Below are 16842 nucleotides of genomic sequence, written 5' to 3' on the forward strand. Positions count from 1 at the left end.
AACAGGTGAAACATTTCAGTGTGTTCTCGACAGCGGCTTAATCTAATACCATAGCGTTTTCGATTTCGCAACCGTTTTTATCTGAACGAAACATTTAATTTTTTCTGCAGCGCATCGATAACCCTCTGGTGCAGACGGGTCACTTCGTCGTCGGTCAGGGTCCGTTCCTTGGAACCGTAACGGACGCGAACGGCAACACTCTTTTCATGAGACGCGATGTTGCCGCCCATGTAGAGGTCGAAGATTTCCACCCCTTCCAGCTCCGGCGCCTTGATGCCGTTGACGCAGGAAATCACGTCGGCGACCGGCAGCTCCCTGGGGAGCAGCATGGCGATGTCGCGGAAGGTGGAGGGGAAGCGCGAAGGCACTTGCGCTGCGCCCTCCTTCTTGCGGCAGGCGATGAGCGCCTCGAAGTTCAGTTCGAGGTAGTACAGCGGCGTCGCGATGCCGTAGTTCTCCTGTACGGTCGGGTGCAGCTCGCCCAGCGAGCCCAGCACCTTCTTGCCGGAGAGGATGCGGCAGGCCTTGCCCGGGTGGTAGTACGGATCAAGCTCGTCGGTGCTGAAGTTGATGCCGCCGACCTTCAGCTCGGCGAGGATGTTCTCTGCGATCCCCTTCACGTCGAAGAAGTCGATCTCCTCCTTGCCCTGGTTCCACCCTTCCGGGTCGCGCCTGCCGGTCAGGAGCGCTGAGACGTAGAGCGGCTCGCGCGGCAGTTCCTCCCCTTCCACCGGGAGGTAGATGCGGCGCATCTCGAAGATACGCAGGTTCAGGGTGCGGAAGCTGATGTTCTTGACCGCGGTGTCCAAAAGCCCGGGGAGCATGGTGGTGCGCATCACCGAGAGCTCGTCGGAGATCGGGTTTAAAAGCACCATGCCGTTGCTGCGCGGGTCGTTGTGCGGCAACAGGATCTTCTCGCAGGAGGAGGGGGCCACGAAGCTGTAGTTGATCACCTCGTTGAGGCCATGGGCGACCAGGAGCTCTTTCACCTTCGCGGCGAGCCGCTGGGCGTCGGAGGGGAGATCGGAGAAGACCGAGGCCTGCGGCAGGGTGGCCGGGACCTTCTCGAAGCCGTTCACGCGCACCACTTCCTCGACCAGGTCGATTTCGCGCTCAAGATCGACCCGGAACAGCGGCACCTTGACCTGGAATACGCCCGGTTCGGTCTGGGTCACCTCGAATTCGAGGCGGCGGAAGATGTCTTCCACCTCACCGGCGCTGAGCGCCAACCCGGAGACCGCGTTGATGCGGGTGAGACGCGCGCTGATGACGCGGGGCTCGACCGGCGCCGGGTAGACGTCGATGACACCCTTGGCAACCTTGCCGCCGGAGAGTTCGGCGATCAGCTGTGCGGCCCGGTCCAGGGCGCGGGTGAGGCCGGCGATGTCGGCGCCGCGCTCGAAGCGGTGCGAGGACTCGGTGTGGATGCCCAGGCGCTTGGAGGTCTTGCGGATGGCGGAAGGGTTGAAGTAGGCGCTCTCCAGGAGCACCTCGGTGGTCCCCTCCCCTATCTCGGAGTTGCCGCCCCCCATGATACCGGCCAGGGCCACGGCCTTTTCCCCGTCGCGGATGGTGAGGTCGGTGACGGTGAGCTCGCGCTCCTGCCCGTCCAGCGTGCCGAACTTCTCGCCTTCGCCCGCTGCGGCGACCACGATCTTGCCGCCGGCCAGGAGCTTGAAGTCGAAGGCGTGCAGCGGGTGCCCGTATTCGAGCAGCACGTAGTTGGTCACGTCAACGATGTTGTTGATGGAACGGATCCCGGCCGCCATGAGCCGGTTGGCGAGCCATGCGGGGGAATCCGCGAGGGTGCAGCCGGTGATGTGGCGCGCGGTGTAGCGCGGGCAGAGCTCGGGGGCGAGGATCTCGACGCTGGCGATCCCCTCGATGGGGGCGCCGGTCTCGGCGACGTCGAGGCCCGGGTAGTGCACCTTCCTGCCCAGTTTCGCGGCGACCTCGCGGGCGATGCCCACCACACTCAGGCAGTCGGCGCGGTTGGGGGTGAGGCCTATCTCGAAGATGACGTCCTTGGTACCCAGCGCGTCGAAGAGCGGCGTGCCGAGCTTGAACTCCTCGGGGAGGATCATGATGCCCGAGGACTCGGCCGAGAGGGCGAGCTCCTTCTCCGAGCAGAGCATGCCGCAGGACTCTTCGCCGCGGATCTTGGAGCGCTTGATCTTGAAGTCGCCGGGTAGGGTCGCGCCGATCTGGGCCAGGGCGACCTTGTCGCCGGCCTTGAAGTTCTGCGCGCCGCAGACCACGTCGAGGATCTCCTTGCCGTTATCGACCTTGCACAGGGAGAGCTTGTCGGCGTTGGGGTGCTGGTTCTTCTCGACCACCTGGGCCACCACCACGTCGTCCATGCCGCCGCCCACCTCTTCCATGCGCTCCACTTCGAGGCCGAGCATGGTGAGCAGGTGCGACAGTTCAGCAGCCGGCAGGTCGCAATCGACGAATTCCTTGATCCAGTTGTAGGTAACTATCATAGCGATTCCTTAAATTGGAAAATCAATTAACAGGGATAAAGGGGATGCAGGGGATAACGGCAGAAACGATGAAGGCATTTCCGTTTTCATCCCTCGTATCCCTTTTATCCCTGTTCAATGCCTTTTAAAACTGCTTCAGGAACCTGAGATCGTTCTCGAAGAGCAGCCGCATGTCGGCGATGCCGTACTTGAGCATCGCGATCCTCTCGATCCCCATGCCGAAGGCGAACCCGGTGTACTGCTCCGAGTCGTAGCCGACGTGGCGGTACACCTCGGGGTCGACCATGCCGGAACCGAGAATCTCGAGCCAGCCGGTCTCCTTGCAGACCCGGCACCCCTTGCCGCGGCAGATGACGCAGGCGATGTCCACCTCGGCGGAGGGCTCGGTGAAGGGGAAGAAAGAGGGGCGCAGCCTGACGCCGATGTCCTTGCCGAAGAGCTGGCTGATGAACAGGGTCAGGATCCCTTTCAGGTCGCCGAAGGTGATCCCCTTGTCGACCATGAGCCCCTCGATCTGGTGGAACATGGGCGAATGGGTGGCGTCGGAGTCGCAGCGGTACACGGTGCCGGGTGCGATGATGCGCACCGGCGGCGGCTGCTTCAGCATGGTGCGGATCTGCACCGGGGAGGTGTGGGTCCGCAGCAGCACGCTCTCGCCGAAGTAGAAGGTGTCCTGCATGTCGCGCGCGGGGTGGTCCTTGGGGAGGTTCAGCGCCTCGAAGTTGTAGAAATCGAGCTCGATCTCGGGGCCTTCGGCAACGGCGAAGCCGAGCGCGGCGAAGATGGAGCAGATCTCCTCGGTGACCAGGGTGATCGGGTGCTTGGAGCCCAGGGGGCGCTTGCGGCCCGGCAGGGTCACGTCGATCTTCTCGGCGGCCAGGCGCTGTGCCTTGACGGCGGCGCGGATCTCGGCGCTGCGCGCGTCCAGGGTCTCCTCGAGCTTGGCCTTGACGGTGTTCACCACCTGGCCCACCAGGGGACGCTCCTCGGCCGAGAGGGCGCCCAGCCCCTTCATCAGGCCGGTGACGGCTCCCTTCTTGCCCAGGTACTTGACCCGCAGTTCCTGCAGCCCCTCTTCAGTGGAGGCCTGACCCAGCTCGGCGAGTGCCTCTTGTAAAAGTGCTTCCAGTTGTTCCTTCATTGCAATCGCCCTATTGCGGATAAAAAAAAGAAATGGGACATCGCTATCCCATTTCTTTTTATGCCCGCGGTATGTATTAAAATTTTGCTTTGGCTGCTGCCGCGATAGCTGCGAAACCCTTGGGATCGGAAACGGCCAGGTCGGCCATCACTTTCCTGTCGATCTCGACGTTGGCGAGTTTGAGACCGTGGATCAGTTTGCTGTAGGAGAGGCCGTTGATCCTCGCCGCTGCGTTGATCCTGGTGATCCAGAGAGCCCTGAAGTCCCTCTTTTTCACCCTTCTGTCCCTGAACGCGTAGTTCAGTGCGCGGTCCACCGCTTCGGTGGCGCTCCTGAACAATTTGCTCCTTGCGCCGCGGTAGCCCTTGGCAAGTTTCAATACCTTGTTTCTTCTCTGTCTCGCTTTAAAACCGCGCTTTACTCTTGGCATACGAACTCCTTCTGGTTTTTAAATTAGCCGGATCCGCAAGGGGAGACGTTTCCTCACGGTTCTCGGACTTCGGCAAAACCAGGGACTAGGGGCTGGGGGCTAGGTGCTGGTGAAATCAAGCATCCCGGCACCGCCGCGCCGCGTACCCTGGTCATAAGTTTTTTTGTCTCCGGTTCTAGTTCCGGTCGCTAGTTTGCGCTAGCCCCTGGTCCCTAGTCCCTAGCCCCTGGTTACTTGTAGGGGATGAGGCAGCAGATGTTCTTGTGGTCGGAAGCCGCCACGATGCCGCTCTTGCGGAGGTTGCGCTTGGTCTTCCTGGTCTTGGAGGTCAGGATGTGGCTGGTGAAGGCGTGAGCCATCTTGATTTTGCCTGTGCCGGTCTTGCTGAAACGCTTGGCGGCGCCCCTATGGGTCTTCATTTTAGGCATTGTTTTACTACTCCTTTGTTGGTGGTGTTTATTTTTTTACTTTGGGGGCGACGATCATGAACATGCTGCGCCCTTCCATCTTCTGCCGTACCTCTACTATGCCGATGTCGGCCAGTTCGGCGGCTACTTTTTCCAGTGCGGCCATGCCGAGTTCCTGGTGGGTGATTTCACGCCCGCGGAAAACGACGGTGATCTTGGCCTTGTTCCCTTCTTCCAGGAAGCGGCGAACGTGCTTAACCTTGAATTCAAGGTCGTGCGTATCGGTCTTGGGACGGAGCTTAACCTCTTTGAGCTCGACCTGTACCTGTTTCTTCTTCGCCTCAGCCTGCTTCTTGGCCTGCTGATATTTGAACTTGCCGTAATCCATGATACGGCAGACAGGGGGAACGGCTGTCGGCGAAACCTCTACCAGATCCAATTGCTGACTCTCAGCCAACGCCAGAGCCTCGCGAAGCGGAAGAATACCAAGCTGCTCACTATCGGCACCTACTACCCTTACCTCTTTGGCCCTGATGGTCTGATTGATGTTGACTGTAGGTTTAGCTATGACGCCACCTCCTATTTGTAGGTTTTAACTTCGTTCTCTATGAATGCGATGAACTGCTCGGGAGTCATCGCGTCGAGGTTCTTGCCGTCGCGGAAGCGCGGCGCGAGCAGGCCGCCTTCGACCTCCTTGTCGCCCACCACCAGCATGTACGGTATCTTCTGCAGCTGTGCCTCGCGGATCTTGAAGCCCAACTTTTCGTTTCTGAAATCCTTCTGCACCCTGACGCCCGCCGCACGCAGCTTGTCGAACGCGGCCTGCGCGTAAGGGATCTGGTTGTCGGTAACCGTGAGAACGGTCGCCTGAACCGGTGCCAGCCAAGTCGGGAAGTTTCCGGCGAAGTGCTCGATGAGGACACCGATGAAGCGCTCGATGGCGCCCAGGATGACCCTGTGCACCATGACGGGGCGCTTTTTCTCACCGTCCGCGTCCACGTAGGTGAGGTCGAAACGCTCCGGGAGGGTAAAATCGCACTGGATAGTAGCACATTGCCATCTTCTGTCAAGTGCGTCGCGCAGCTTGATATCGATCTTGGGACCGTAGAATGCGCCGTCGCCTTCGTTGATTTCGTAGGGGCGCCCGGAGTCCTTGAGCGCGTTCAGGAGTGCGCTGGTGGCCATTTCCCACGCCTCGTCGGAGCCGATCGACTTCTCGGGACGGGTGGAAAGCTCCATTTCGAACTCGAAGCCGAAGATTCCCATCACCTCGGTGACGAACTGGATGACGCCCTTGATCTCGGCATCGAGCTGGTCCGGGGTGCACAGGATGTGTGCGTCGTCCTGGGTGAAGCCGCGCACGCGCAGAAGACCGTGCAGAACACCCGCCCTCTCGTGGCGGTGTACGGTGCCGAGCTCGAAGTAGCGCAGCGGCAGGTCGCGGTAGGAACGAAGCTGCGAGCGGTAGATCATCATGTGGGCCAGGCAGTTCATCGGCTTGACGCCGTAGCCCTGCTCGTCCACGGTGGTGAAGTACATGTTCTCGCGGTAGTTTTCGTAGTGGCCGGAACGCTGCCAGAGCTCGGTCTTCAGGATCTGCGGGCCAAGGACGATGTCATAGCCGCGCTTTAGGTGCTCTTTGCGCTCGAAGTCCTCGAGGATGGTGCGCAGCATGGCTCCTTTGGGGTGCCAGATCACCAGGCCCGCGCCGACCTCGTCGTTGAAGGAGAAGAGATCGAGTTCCTTGCCGAGTTTCCTGTGGTCGCGCTTCTTGGCTTCCTCGATGCGCTCCAGGTAGGCGTCCAGCTCCTTCTTGTCGGCGAAGGCGGTGCCGTAGACGCGCTGCAGCATGGCGCGCTTTTCGTCGCCGCGCCAGTAGGCGCCGGCGATGGAGGTAAGCTTGAACGCCTTGCAGTAGGAGGTCTTGGGGAGATGCGGGCCGCGGCAGAGGTCGGCGAAGTCGCCCTGGGTGTACAGGGAAACCTGGTCGGCGCCGAGATCCTCGATCAGCTCGACCTTGTAATCCTCACCCATCTTCTTGAACAGCTCGATCGCCTCGGCGCTGGAGAGCTCGGAGCGCTCGATCTTAAGATCGGCCTTGGCGAGGTCGCGCATCTTGGCCTCGATCTTCTCGAGGTCTTCCGGGGTGAAGGGGTGATCGACGTCGAAGTCGTAGTAGAAACCGGTCTCGATGGCGGGGCCGATGGTCACCTTGGCCTGGGGGAACAAGGCCTTCACCGCCTGCGCCATCAGGTGCGAGGTGGAATGGCGGATAATCTCGAGGGCCTCGGGGCTCTTCTCGGTGATGATCTCGACCTTGGCGCCGTCGGCAAGCTTGGTGTTGAGATCGACCAGGTTGCCGTCGATTTTGCCGGCGATGGCAGCCTTGGCGAGACCCGCTCCGATGGAAGCGGCCAGATCGAAGATGGAGGAGCCTGCAGGCAAGGGCCTTTGGGAACCGTCCGGGAGCGTGACCTTAATCTCGTTCATGCAAGACCCCTTTTTGAAAAACTGGTGACAAAACAGAAAGAGGCATCGAAACTCGATGCCTCCGTCGAACCTCGTACTGAAGGTCTCTTTTGATTGGTAGGCGCGGGCGGTTTCGAACCGCCGACCCCTAGCGTGTCGAGCTAGTGCTCTACCCCTGAGCTACGCGCCTGTTTTTGTTGCTGCTTCGTGGAACTTGGACTTTGTACCAATTCGCCATTTCAAAGTCAAGGCTTTTGTTTCACGCACATGAATTTTTCTCATTGGAGAGTTGCGCCCCCCGGGTCATCCCTCCCTAAGCATCTGAATTAGCGTCCTCGCCACCTCTGAGGGATCGGCGTCGATGCAGCTCCCCTCGTGGGCGCAGGGAGGGATGGTGCCCCACCTGGCGCAGGGGGCGCAGGGAAGCGACGAGGCGAAATAGCGGTGACCGTTCCCCTTGGGCGCCCATTTGACGGCGTCGCTCGGGCCGAAGAGCGCCAAGGTCGGCGTGCCGAGACCTGCGGCGATGTGCAAGAGTCCCGAGTCGCCGGTCAGGAGCACCTTGGCGGCGGCGATGACCGCCGCGGTCTCGGCGAGGCTCGTCTCGCCGGCCAGGTTGATGGCGCCGGTGGCCCGGGCGATCGCGTCGGCGACGTCAACGTCCTCTTTGCCGCCGACGACGACCGTCGCGTGTCCCGCCAGCGCAACGGACGCGGCCACCTGACGAAACTTCACGCCCCCCCACTCTTTGCGCGGCACGCTGGCGCCCGGGAAGATGACGGCGAACGGTTGCTCGCCCAGGCGGGCCACAAGGCGAGCCGCGTGCTCCAGCGCCGCGGGCGGCAGCTCCAGGAAAGGGACCGGAAGCTCGGCCGGCGCTTCGATCCCCAACGGGGCCAGCAGCCGGAAGAAGGAAAAGGGCTCGTACTCCCCCATGTCGTAGGGGGCGGCATCGGTGAAGAGCCGCTTGCGCTCGTTGGTGGCGAAGCCGATGGAGCGGCGGGCGCGCACCAGGCGGGAGACCAGCGCGGAAAGCCGGTACCACTGTTCGGTGTCGATGACGAGGTCGTAGCGGCTCTTCAGGACGGCGCGCAGCTCGCCCGGCTCGTCGTAGTGATGCACGGCGTTCACCCCGGGGCAAAAGTCGAAGGCCGCGGCGTTTCTGTATTCGGCGAGGATGTCGATGCGGCACGCGGGATAGGCGGCCATGAGGGCGCGCAGCGCGGGGATGAGCAGCACGGCGTCGCCGATGCCGCCGGGACGAATCACCAGGGCGGAACGAGGCGCTTCCGCCGGAGCGAACTTGCGCCGGCGCGGCATGAGACGGACCAGCAGCGAGCCGGCAAGGGCGTCAAAGCGTTTCAATTGGTTTGCCTGCAAGGCCGCACTCCTTCAGAGGGGTTCCGGCAGACAGCCGCCGGTACGGCTTCATCTATACATGAAACAGGGAGTTTGTTGCAACCGGAGAGACGTGGAGATTGCCAAGGTTGCGGGCTGTAGGGGCGAATAATCATTCGCCCGGCAATGGTGATCGATGCAACGTCGCCGATGTGAGGCGAAGTGACGAAGCCAGGACAGGCCTCGGGCGGCAACAAAAGGGTGGAGTGGACGGTGTCAGTCACCAACCACCCCTGGTCCGTGCATCCGGAACGGGCCAGGGCAAGGGCGAATGGTTGGTCGCCCTACCGCCCGGGAAGCTCCAGCTCCTTCATCTTCCTGTAGAGAGTGTTGCGGGCGATGCCGAGGGCCTTGGCGGCTTCGGTGATATTGCCGTCGTACTGGGCCAGCGCCTCCTTGATGGTCTCGGCCTCGGAATCTTTCAGTGCGTGTAGCGGCGGGACAATCTTCTTCTTGCGCATCACCGCCAGCAGGTTGGACTGGGCTTGGCGCAGGGAGGTGAGCATCCCGTTCAACTCGTCGGCCCCCAACCGCTCCAGACAGTCGCAACTTCGGCATTGCTCGATGAGGTCGCCACCCGCAGGAACCGATTCCGGCTCGGCGGCGCGCAATGACGGCTGGTTGGCCGAACGCACCGGCGCCGAAGGCCCCGCCAGAAAGGTCCCCCCCAAGTGCTCGGGAAGGATGGTGTCGCCGTTACAGATCACCACAGCCCGGCGCATCACGTTGGCAAGCTCGCGGATGTTCCCCGGCCAGGAGTACCCCTGCAGCAGACGCACGGTGCTGGGGGAAAGCCGCAGGTCACGGTTCAACTGCTGTACGAAGTGCTCGGCCAGAAGCGGGATGTCCTCGTAACGCTCGGCGAGTGTCGGTATCTCCAGCCGCACCACGTTGAGCCGGTAAAAGAGATCCTCGCGGAAGGTCTTCTCCCTGATGGCCTGCTCCAGGTCGACGTTGGTGGCGGCGATGACCCGGACATCGGTCTTGATGGGACGCTCCCCCCCCACCCTCATGAACTCGCCGGTTTCCAGCACCCGCAACAGCTTCACCTGGATCTGCGGCGTGGCGTCGCCGATCTCGTCCAGAAGCAGGGTGCCGTTGTTGGCAAGCTCGAAGATGCCGCGCCGGGTCTGGTTGGCGCCGGTGAAGGCGCCCTTCTCGTGACCGAAGAGTTCACTTTCCAAAAGGTTCTCGGGAAGTGCGCCGCAGTTGACCGGGATAAAGGGCTGGCCGGCGCGCGCGGAGGCGGCGTGAATGAAACGCGCCAGCACCTCCTTGCCGGTCCCCGTCTTCCCCTGGATCAGCACGGAAATGTCCTTGCCCGCCACCTTGTAGGCCAGGGACACCATGCGCTTCATCGGCGCGGAGACGCCGACCCGGAAACCGACCCCCTGGGCAACCTCGGCCCACTCGTCGGCAGCGGCAAGCCCCCTGCCGTGCACGGTCCCCGCCCCCGCCGCCCGCTCGATCATCCGCTCGATCTGGTCGATGTCGTCGAAGGGCTTCTCCAGGTACTCGTAGGCGCCAAGCTGCATGGCGGTGACCGCGGTTTTCACCGTCGAGTACCCGGTCATGATGATGACCTCGCAGGAGGGCTGCCTCGACTTGATGATTTCGAGAAGGGTGATGCCGTCCGTGTCAGGGAGCTTCAGGTCGACCAGGGCGACGCTGAAACGTCCCGCCTCCAGCGCGGCCAGGGCCTCGGGCTCGTTGGCCGCGGTGACCACCTGGTACCCCTTGCGCGTCAGCAGGCGGCGGAAGAAGGTGCACACGTCCCTCTCGTCATCGATTATCAGGATTTGCATTTGAGATTCTGTCACGGCCTGCTCCCAACTATTAGTCGTTGCGTTCATCTACCGGCAGTACGAGGCTGAAACGGCTCCCCTGCCCCAAGGTGCTCTCCACCTCGATGTCGCCGTGGTGCGATTCGGCGATGCCCAGACTGACCGAGAGACCGAGTCCGGTCCCCTTGCTGGCCTCCTTGCTGGTGTAAAACGGCGTGAAGATCTTGGAGACGTTCTCGGGTGCGATGCCGATGCCGTTGTCGCTGACACTCAGCACGGCCCAGCGCCGCGTGCCGTCCACCCGCAGCGAGGTCGACACCTCGATCACCTTCTCCTTGCCGTCCACCTCGGTCAGCGCGTCGCGGGCGTTGATCAGGAAGTTGGTCAGCACCTGCTGGATCTGGGGCCCGTTGGCGTTGATCTTGGGGAGGTCGCGGTCGAAGTGCTCGAAGATCGCTATCTGGCTGCGGTTGATCTGGTACTGGATCATGTCGAGCACCCGCTCGGCCTCGGCGTTCAGGTCCACCGGCGAGAAGGGGGCCTGGTCCTGGCGCGAGAAGGTGAGCAGATTCTGGATGATGCGCTTGCAGCGCAGACCGCAGTTGATGATGTCGGAGAGCGCCTCGCCGTGCTCGGAATCATCCTCCCCCTGCAGGTCGCGGGCGAGCATCTGGGCGGTACCGATGATCACGGTCATGGGGCTGTTCAGCTCGTGCGCGACCCCGGCGGCCATGACGCCAAGCGCCACCATCTTGGCGGACTGCACCAGCTGCGCCTCCATCTTAAGCTTCTTGGTCACGTCCTTCATGATGATGGTGACCGCGGCGAGCTGCTTATCCTCGTTGAAGACGGGGTAGTAGGAAAGCTCCAGGAACTCCCCCTCCGGGGTGTTCCACTGCTGGAACACCGGCTTGCCGGTCTCCTTGATCTCCTGGATCGGGCAGTTCTGGCATGGCTCGGTCCCGCCCCTCAACTTGGCGAAGCACTTGTTGCTGATGGCCTGATTGAAGGCGTCGCTCATGCCCGGGGGGAGCTGACCGTTATGCAGCAACACGTTGTAGTCCGTGTCGATCAGGAAGATGGGATCGGTCACGGCGCGGAAGGTGGCCTCCCACTCCTTCTTGGCGCGGGAGACCTGCTTGTAAAGCCGCGCGTTCTGCATGCTGATGGCGAGCTGGTCGGCCAGGTGCTGCACGAAGTTCAATTCCGCCCGCGCGTAGGCGGCATCGATGGTGCTTCCCAATAGGAGCAGGCCGGTCACCGAGGAGCGCTCGAACAGGGGCGCCGCCGCCAGGGAGCGCAGCGGTTCGGTGTGCTTCCTGGTCACCTGGGCCAGGCAGAGCGGGTCGAGCATCGGATTGTAGCTGGTGGCCCCCTTGGCCCTGAAGGCGTTCCAGAGGATGGACTGCTTCGGGATGTAGCCGAGATCGGTGAAGTCGCGCGGGGTCACGGCGATCAGCTTGAGCTTCCCCTCGGTGAGCTTGGCCAGTGCCAGGAAGTCGCAGGGGAGCGCCTCCGGGAGCTTGCGAAAAGCCCTCTCGATGATGTCGCCGATGGACATGTCGATGTTGATGTCGCGGGTGAGCTGCTGCAGTATCTCCAGGCGGCTGTTTTGCTTCAGCACGTCCTGGTTCCTCTTCTTGAGCTCGACGTAGTAGTTGAGCTTGGAGGAGTCGACACCCGTCAGCTGTTCGAGGAGTTTGCCCCTGTTTTTCACGGCATTTCCTTTGCGGCTCCAGGCCTACATGGCGTTGCGGTAGATCTGCGCGATCTGCTCGCGGGTTGCGTAGCGCGGGTTGGTGACCAGGCAGGCATCCTTTGTGGCGTTCTCGCTCAAGAGCGGGATGAATTCCTCCTTGAGCCCGAGTTCGGAGAGCCCCTTGGCGAGACCGATGTCTTCGATGAGGCGCTGCACCGCATCGATGGAACGCTCGGCGGCGGCGGTGAGGTCGAGGCCGGAAACGTCCTCCCCCATGGCGACGGCGATGTCACGGAACCGCTCCGGGCAGGCCTGCAGGTTGAAGCGCATCACGTGCGGGAGGATGGAGGCGTTGGTTTCACCGTGGTGCTGGTCGAGCAGGCCGTCGACCTGGTGGGTCATGGCGTGGGCGGCCCCGAGGATGGCATTGGAGAAGGCGAGGCCGGCGGTGAGACTCGCCATGGCCATGTTGGTGTTGGCCTCCATGTCGCCGCGCTCCGCGACCGCCCTTCTCAGGTTCCTGGAGATGAGCTGGATCGCCTTCAGGGCGTGGATATCGGTGAGCGGCGTCGCGGCCAGCGAGACGTATGATTCGATGCCGTGGGTGAGCGCGTCGACACCGGTCGCCGCGGCGAGTTTGGCGTCCTTGGTCTTGAGCAGTTCCGGGTCGACGATGGCGATATCCGGGATGAGGGAACGGGAGATGATGGACATCTTCAGCTTGCGGTCGGTATCCACGATGATGGTGAACTGGCTCACCTCGGACCCCGCCCCCGCCGTCGACGGTACGATGACCATGGGAGGAAGCGGCGTGGAGATCTTGTTGATCCCCTCGTAATCCTTCAGGCGTCCGCCGTTGGAAGCGAGGGTGGCGATGGCCTTGGCGACGTCGGTAGGACTGCCGCCGCCGACCGAAACGATGCCGTCGCAGCCGGAGGCGAGATACTTGGCGGCCCCCTCGGTGACCTCGCAATCCTTGGGGTTGGTGGTCAGGCTGGAGAAGATGACGGTATCGAGCCCGACCGCGCGCAGGTACTCGACCGCGGCGTCGACCCAACCGGCCGAGATGACGTCGTCGTCACTTACCAGGAAAACCTTGGAGACGCCAAGGCGTACGACGCTTTCCCCGATCTGGCTCAGGGATCCCCTGCCGAAGATAATTTCCGGTGCTACGAACTTGCTGATTTCCATTTCGCTGTGACTCCTGAAACGTGCTCTGCTTGGGGCGCGGCTGCGCCCTTGGACAACGTATACACAGGCAAGATCGATACCAAGCCGCCCCCAGCGGGGTGCGCGGCGCCGGAATATTTAATGAGGAAGACGGGTAATCCGTTGAATACAAAACAATGAGACGGCTTTTTACGATCTGCAAAAAAAAGCGACTCGATTTGGAACACCGCGCCGCACCAAACGGTGACAGTGTCACTATATCTAACAACCGTCATCTTTTGGAACACAAAAATCGTACTATTTTGTACCAGTGCGGATTGAGTGCCTGCATCGGACGCGGCAGGTGCGTGGAGAAAGCCTCGCGGGAATGGGAGTTTGCGGCGCTGGGGCGGATAAATGCGGTATCGACGCGGGCGGTGGGGGGCGCGCATTCTATTCAAGTGTAAACAGGGGGATGGCCGATCGACCGGGGACGACGATGTGGCTTCAGGAAGGGGGCGGCTGTTTGGAGATCAGTTCTGCTTGGCCTTCACCTTGAGTTGCGGCTTGAACTCCCACGGCGGCTGGGGACTTTCCTGGACCCAGAGGCCGTTGCGCTTGGCGCGCGCCATCCGTTCCGTGCCCATGTAGTGCGGATGATCGGCCCTGCTGAGGATCCTGCGGTAGGCCCAGGCCCAGCCGTCGTTGATCATCTCGAGATTTATGTTGCGGCCGTCCAGATAGACCACGGCCACGGCGACCTGGGTGGGTTCCGTCTTAAAGACCAGCGTCTCGCGGATATCGATGCGCACCACCTGGTGCAACACCTTGAGGGAGAGGGCGCGGAAGGCGTCCTCCGCGTAAGGCTGGCCCGGCCGGTACCAGCCGGTGAACTTGTCGATCTTGGCGGTTTGCGGTGCCGCGATGCCGTAGAGCCGTACCGGAATCTCGGTGCCATAGGAGTTGACGGTGAGGCGGTCGCCTTCGCTGACCCCGACCACCAGTCCTTCGATCATGTGACCTGAATGGTGCGGGTCGTTCTGGGCATGGGCCGGAACAACGACAAGAAGCAGGCACGACCATAGCGCCAATAAACAGCCGGCTTTTTTCAACTACACCCCCCCTCCCACCGTCACGACCGGTTGATTGCGAATCCGTGCGCCATGGTAGCAAAAGAAAATAGGCAAAGCAATGCTCAATAGCGCGCCCGTTGCGCGGGAAGTGGCGGAAGAAGCTTGATCAGCAACTGGTACGCAAGTATTTCCACGGATACTATGCCGACGGCGATCATCACCTCGGCGAAGGAAGGGAAATAGTGCCAGCCGGTGCCGGGGTTGAAACCGATCAGGTAGACGTTGAAGCGATACAACCCGCCTCCTAGAAGCATCACGACGGCGGCCAGAAACAGTCGGCGCGGCGAATGTTTGCTGCCGACCCGGAAGAGCGGGATGGCGCCGATCCCCATCAGGAAGCACTCGGCCAGGAAGAAGATGGAGTAGAAATCGCCGTGAAAGACCGCGGGCACCTGGTCCCGCCGCATGACGTCGCCGATGCGTATCACGAGCCACGCCATGGTGAGCCAGGGGATGACCCGGCCGACAGTGGCCAGTTCCTCGTCGTAAAAGCCCCGCCCCAAGACGAATGAGGAGAGGATGGAGACGAAGATGACGATCGCGTAGCCGAAGTAGATGCAGTTGATGAGGAACAGCAGGGGGAGAAACGGGCTGTGCCACAGCGGGTGCAGCTTGGTTGAGGCGATCAGCATCAGCGAGCCAAGCGCGGACTGGTGCATGGTGGGGAGGATGATGCCCGCCACGGCGGAGCAGATCAGGACCCGGTTGATGATGGTGCCGAGCCTGCGCGAGGCGACCGGCGTGCTCCCCTCCCCGGCCTGCTGCCAGGACACGAGCCCCCTGCGCAGAAGGACGTTCAGCGCCAGGGTGCGCAGTGCGGTCGGCGTGCCGCGCCCCATCAAGGCGAGCAGGTTGGGGAGGTATTCCAGGCTGAGCGCGACCAGGTAGCCAAAGAGGCAGAGCATGAGTTCGAAGAAGGCGGAGCGTGGCTGCCAGCTGGTGGCGGAGAGGAGACCGTGGGCGTTCCAGGGGCGGCCAATTTCGACGACGATGGAGGAGGCGGCGAGAAAGGAGCCGAACAGGCTGGTGAGGATGGCCGACTTCACCAGGGTGTGGTACTGGCCCCGATTGATGATGTAGCTCAACAACGCGACGGTGTAGCCGCCGCAGGTGACGGCGGTACCGATGGCGACGTCGTAGGCGACCCAGATGCCCCAGGGATAGCCGTCGCTGAGGTTGGAAACGGCACCGATCCCCTTGGTGAAGCGGACCGCGGTGAAGAAAAGGCCGACCAGGGACAGGGACGACAGCACGAAGAACGATTTCGTGAAGATATTTCCGTTGCCACCGGGGCGTGTGCTGTGACCGATCATCTCTGTCCCTGCCGCCTTACGCTAATGAAGCGTGGCAAGTGTACGGGGTGAGAGGGGCAGCTGTCAACAGTTGCGTATACCGGCATCATTACATCCAGATCTGCCCTCCCCTTAGCAGGTTCACTGGGAACTCTGGGCAAGTCGTATCTGCTCGCCACGAAGTGTCACCTGAGAATCCGCGTCCTCGCCTTTACGAAGGGGAGACAGAGGGGATTTGGTGTTGGGGGGAATCATGAGTCCAAAAAGCAAATCCCCCCTGCCCCCCTTCGCAAAGGGGGGAACTATTGGGCATCTTAAGTGATTCGCGGCCAACTCCGCCACGATCCGGCAGGGAGTTCGATTGCCCCGAGGAACACTCTGCAAGCGGGAGGCAAAAAAAAGCCCCGGGGGGAACACGGGGCGAGGGACAGACGTGAGGTTGTTGCGGCTACGCTTCTTCGAAGAGCGCGGTGGAGAGATAACGCTCGGCGAGGTCCGGGAGGATGACCACGATGGTCTTGCCGGCGAATTCGTCCAAGTTGGCCAGACGCACTGCGGCGGCGACGGCGGCGCCGCTGGAGATACCGACCAGGAGTCCTTCCTCCTTGGTCAGGCGCTTGGCAAACTCGAGCGCCTCGCTGCTGTCGACCTGCTCGACGCGGTCGATGAGGGAAAGGTCGAGGGTTTCCGGTATGAATCCCGCGCCGATGCCCTGGATCTTGTGCGGACCGGGCTTGAGTTCCTGGCCGGCCAGCTTCTGGGTGATGACCGGGCTTTCCTTCGGCTCGACCGCGACGGAAACGACCGGTTTCCCCTTGGTTTGCTTCAGATAGCGGGAAATACCGGTGATGGTGCCGCCGGTTCCAACGCCGGAAACGATGACATCGACGGCGCCGTCGGTATCGTTCCAGATCTCTGGCCCGGTGGTTTTCTCGTGAATGGCCGGGTTAGCGGGATTCTTGAACTGCTGCGGCAGGAAGTAGCGGGCGGGATCGGAAGCCGCAATCTCCTCGGCCTTGGCGACGGCGCCCTTCATACCTGCGGAACCGGGGGTGAGGATCAGGTTGGCGCCAAGAGCGGCCAGGACCCTGCGACGCTCGATGCTCATGGTTTCCGGCATGGTCAGTGTCAGCTTGTAGCCGCGCGCGGCGGCGACATAGGCGAGAGCGATGCCGGTGTTGCCGCTGGTCGGCTCGACGATCTCGACCCCGGGTTTCAACACGCCACGTTCCTCGGCGTCCCAGATCATGTTGGCGCCGATACGGCACTTCACCGAATAAGCGGGGTTGCGCCCCTCGACCTTGACGAGGACGGTGGCCTTGGCCCCCTTGGTCAGATGGTTCAGCCTCACCAACGGTGTGTTGCCAATGGATTGGGAGTTATCTTGGTAGATACGGGACATGGTGGTTGTTCTCCTTTCGGGTGGTTACCTTCGCTGGCCTGGCCAACTGTATCAT

General features: G+C 62.0%; 13 protein-coding genes and 1 tRNA gene. All 14 read right to left on the reverse strand.

The genetic code is table 11. The features are described 5' to 3' along the window. Positions 1–77 precede the first annotated feature (77 nt). Positions 78–2483, reverse strand: a complete 2406-nt coding sequence (gene pheT, locus KOL99_RS05225; RefSeq protein ID WP_216509436.1) for a phenylalanine--tRNA ligase subunit beta — start codon at positions 2481–2483, stop codon at positions 78–80. 124 nt (positions 2484–2607) lie between these two features. Then, positions 2608–3624 (reverse strand): phenylalanine--tRNA ligase subunit alpha, encoded by a 1017-nt coding sequence (gene pheS / locus KOL99_RS05230; protein ID WP_216509437.1) that lies wholly within the window; start codon positions 3622–3624, stop codon positions 2608–2610. A gap of 76 nt (positions 3625–3700) precedes the next feature. Continuing rightward, positions 3701–4054, reverse strand: coding sequence for a 50S ribosomal protein L20 (rplT, locus tag KOL99_RS05235; protein ID WP_015720525.1), 354 nt, complete (start codon positions 4052–4054; stop codon positions 3701–3703). A gap of 230 nt (positions 4055–4284) precedes the next feature. After that, the gene (rpmI, locus tag KOL99_RS05240) at positions 4285–4482 is read right to left on the reverse strand and encodes a 50S ribosomal protein L35 (protein WP_129128247.1); all 198 of its coding nucleotides are present in this window, start codon (positions 4480–4482) and stop codon (positions 4285–4287) included. Between the two features lie 28 nt (positions 4483–4510). Next, positions 4511–5029 carry a translation initiation factor IF-3 gene (gene infC, locus KOL99_RS05245; protein ID WP_216510266.1) on the reverse strand — a complete coding sequence of 173 codons (519 nt, stop codon included), beginning with the start codon at positions 5027–5029 and terminating at the stop codon, positions 4511–4513. An 11-nt stretch (positions 5030–5040) separates the two neighbouring features. After that, the gene (thrS, locus tag KOL99_RS05250; protein WP_216509438.1) at positions 5041–6951 is read right to left on the reverse strand and encodes a threonine--tRNA ligase; all 1911 of its coding nucleotides are present in this window, start codon (positions 6949–6951) and stop codon (positions 5041–5043) included. A 94-nt stretch (positions 6952–7045) separates the two neighbouring features. Then, positions 7046–7120 (reverse strand) — tRNA-Val (locus KOL99_RS05255). Between the two features lie 113 nt (positions 7121–7233). Beyond that, positions 7234–8310 (reverse strand): glycosyltransferase family 9 protein, encoded by a 1077-nt coding sequence (locus tag KOL99_RS05260; RefSeq protein WP_216509439.1) that lies wholly within the window; start codon positions 8308–8310, stop codon positions 7234–7236. A gap of 302 nt (positions 8311–8612) precedes the next feature. After that, the gene (locus tag KOL99_RS05265) at positions 8613–10133 is read right to left on the reverse strand and encodes a sigma-54-dependent transcriptional regulator (protein WP_236025826.1); all 1521 of its coding nucleotides are present in this window, start codon (positions 10131–10133) and stop codon (positions 8613–8615) included. A 31-nt stretch (positions 10134–10164) separates the two neighbouring features. Next, positions 10165–11829 carry an ATP-binding protein gene (locus KOL99_RS05270; RefSeq protein WP_216509441.1) on the reverse strand — a complete coding sequence of 555 codons (1665 nt, stop codon included), beginning with the start codon at positions 11827–11829 and terminating at the stop codon, positions 10165–10167. Between the two features lie 24 nt (positions 11830–11853). Beyond that, positions 11854–13002 (reverse strand): iron-containing alcohol dehydrogenase, encoded by a 1149-nt coding sequence (locus KOL99_RS05275; protein WP_216509442.1) that lies wholly within the window; start codon positions 13000–13002, stop codon positions 11854–11856. 491 nt (positions 13003–13493) lie between these two features. Next, the gene (locus tag KOL99_RS05280; RefSeq protein WP_236025827.1) at positions 13494–13976 is read right to left on the reverse strand and encodes a thermonuclease family protein; all 483 of its coding nucleotides are present in this window, start codon (positions 13974–13976) and stop codon (positions 13494–13496) included. A 179-nt stretch (positions 13977–14155) separates the two neighbouring features. Further along, positions 14156–15406 carry a Ni/Fe-hydrogenase cytochrome b subunit gene (gene hybB, locus KOL99_RS05285; protein ID WP_216509444.1) on the reverse strand — a complete coding sequence of 417 codons (1251 nt, stop codon included), beginning with the start codon at positions 15404–15406 and terminating at the stop codon, positions 14156–14158. A 427-nt stretch (positions 15407–15833) separates the two neighbouring features. After that, positions 15834–16787: a cysteine synthase A gene (gene cysK / locus KOL99_RS05290; protein ID WP_216509445.1), complete on the reverse strand. Its 954-nt coding sequence runs from the start codon at positions 16785–16787 to the stop codon at positions 15834–15836. Between the last annotated feature and the right edge of the window lie 55 nt (positions 16788–16842).

Origin of the sequence: Geomonas azotofigens (assembly GCF_018919395.1) — a bacterium.
Lineage (GTDB): Bacteria > Desulfobacterota > Desulfuromonadia > Geobacterales > Geobacteraceae > Geomonas > Geomonas azotofigens.

Coding starts and splice junctions, on each gene's coding strand:
- pheT (WP_216509436.1), bottom strand. CDS start 2,483: ATGATAGTTACCTACAACTGGATCAAGGAATTCGTCGATTGCGACCTG.
- pheS (WP_216509437.1), bottom strand. CDS start 3,624: ATGAAGGAACAACTGGAAGCACTTTTACAAGAGGCACTCGCCGAGCTG.
- rplT (WP_015720525.1), bottom strand. CDS start 4,054: ATGCCAAGAGTAAAGCGCGGTTTTAAAGCGAGACAGAGAAGAAACAAG.
- rpmI (WP_129128247.1), bottom strand. CDS start 4,482: ATGCCTAAAATGAAGACCCATAGGGGCGCCGCCAAGCGTTTCAGCAAG.
- thrS (WP_216509438.1), bottom strand. CDS start 6,951: ATGAACGAGATTAAGGTCACGCTCCCGGACGGTTCCCAAAGGCCCTTG.
- KOL99_RS05265 (WP_236025826.1), bottom strand. CDS start 10,133: ATGCAAATCCTGATAATCGATGACGAGAGGGACGTGTGCACCTTCTTC.
- KOL99_RS05275 (WP_216509442.1), bottom strand. CDS start 13,002: ATGGAAATCAGCAAGTTCGTAGCACCGGAAATTATCTTCGGCAGGGGA.
- KOL99_RS05280 (WP_236025827.1), bottom strand. CDS start 13,976: ATGATCGAAGGACTGGTGGTCGGGGTCAGCGAAGGCGACCGCCTCACC.
- hybB (WP_216509444.1), bottom strand. CDS start 15,406: ATGATCGGTCACAGCACACGCCCCGGTGGCAACGGAAATATCTTCACG.
- cysK (WP_216509445.1), bottom strand. CDS start 16,787: ATGTCCCGTATCTACCAAGATAACTCCCAATCCATTGGCAACACACCG.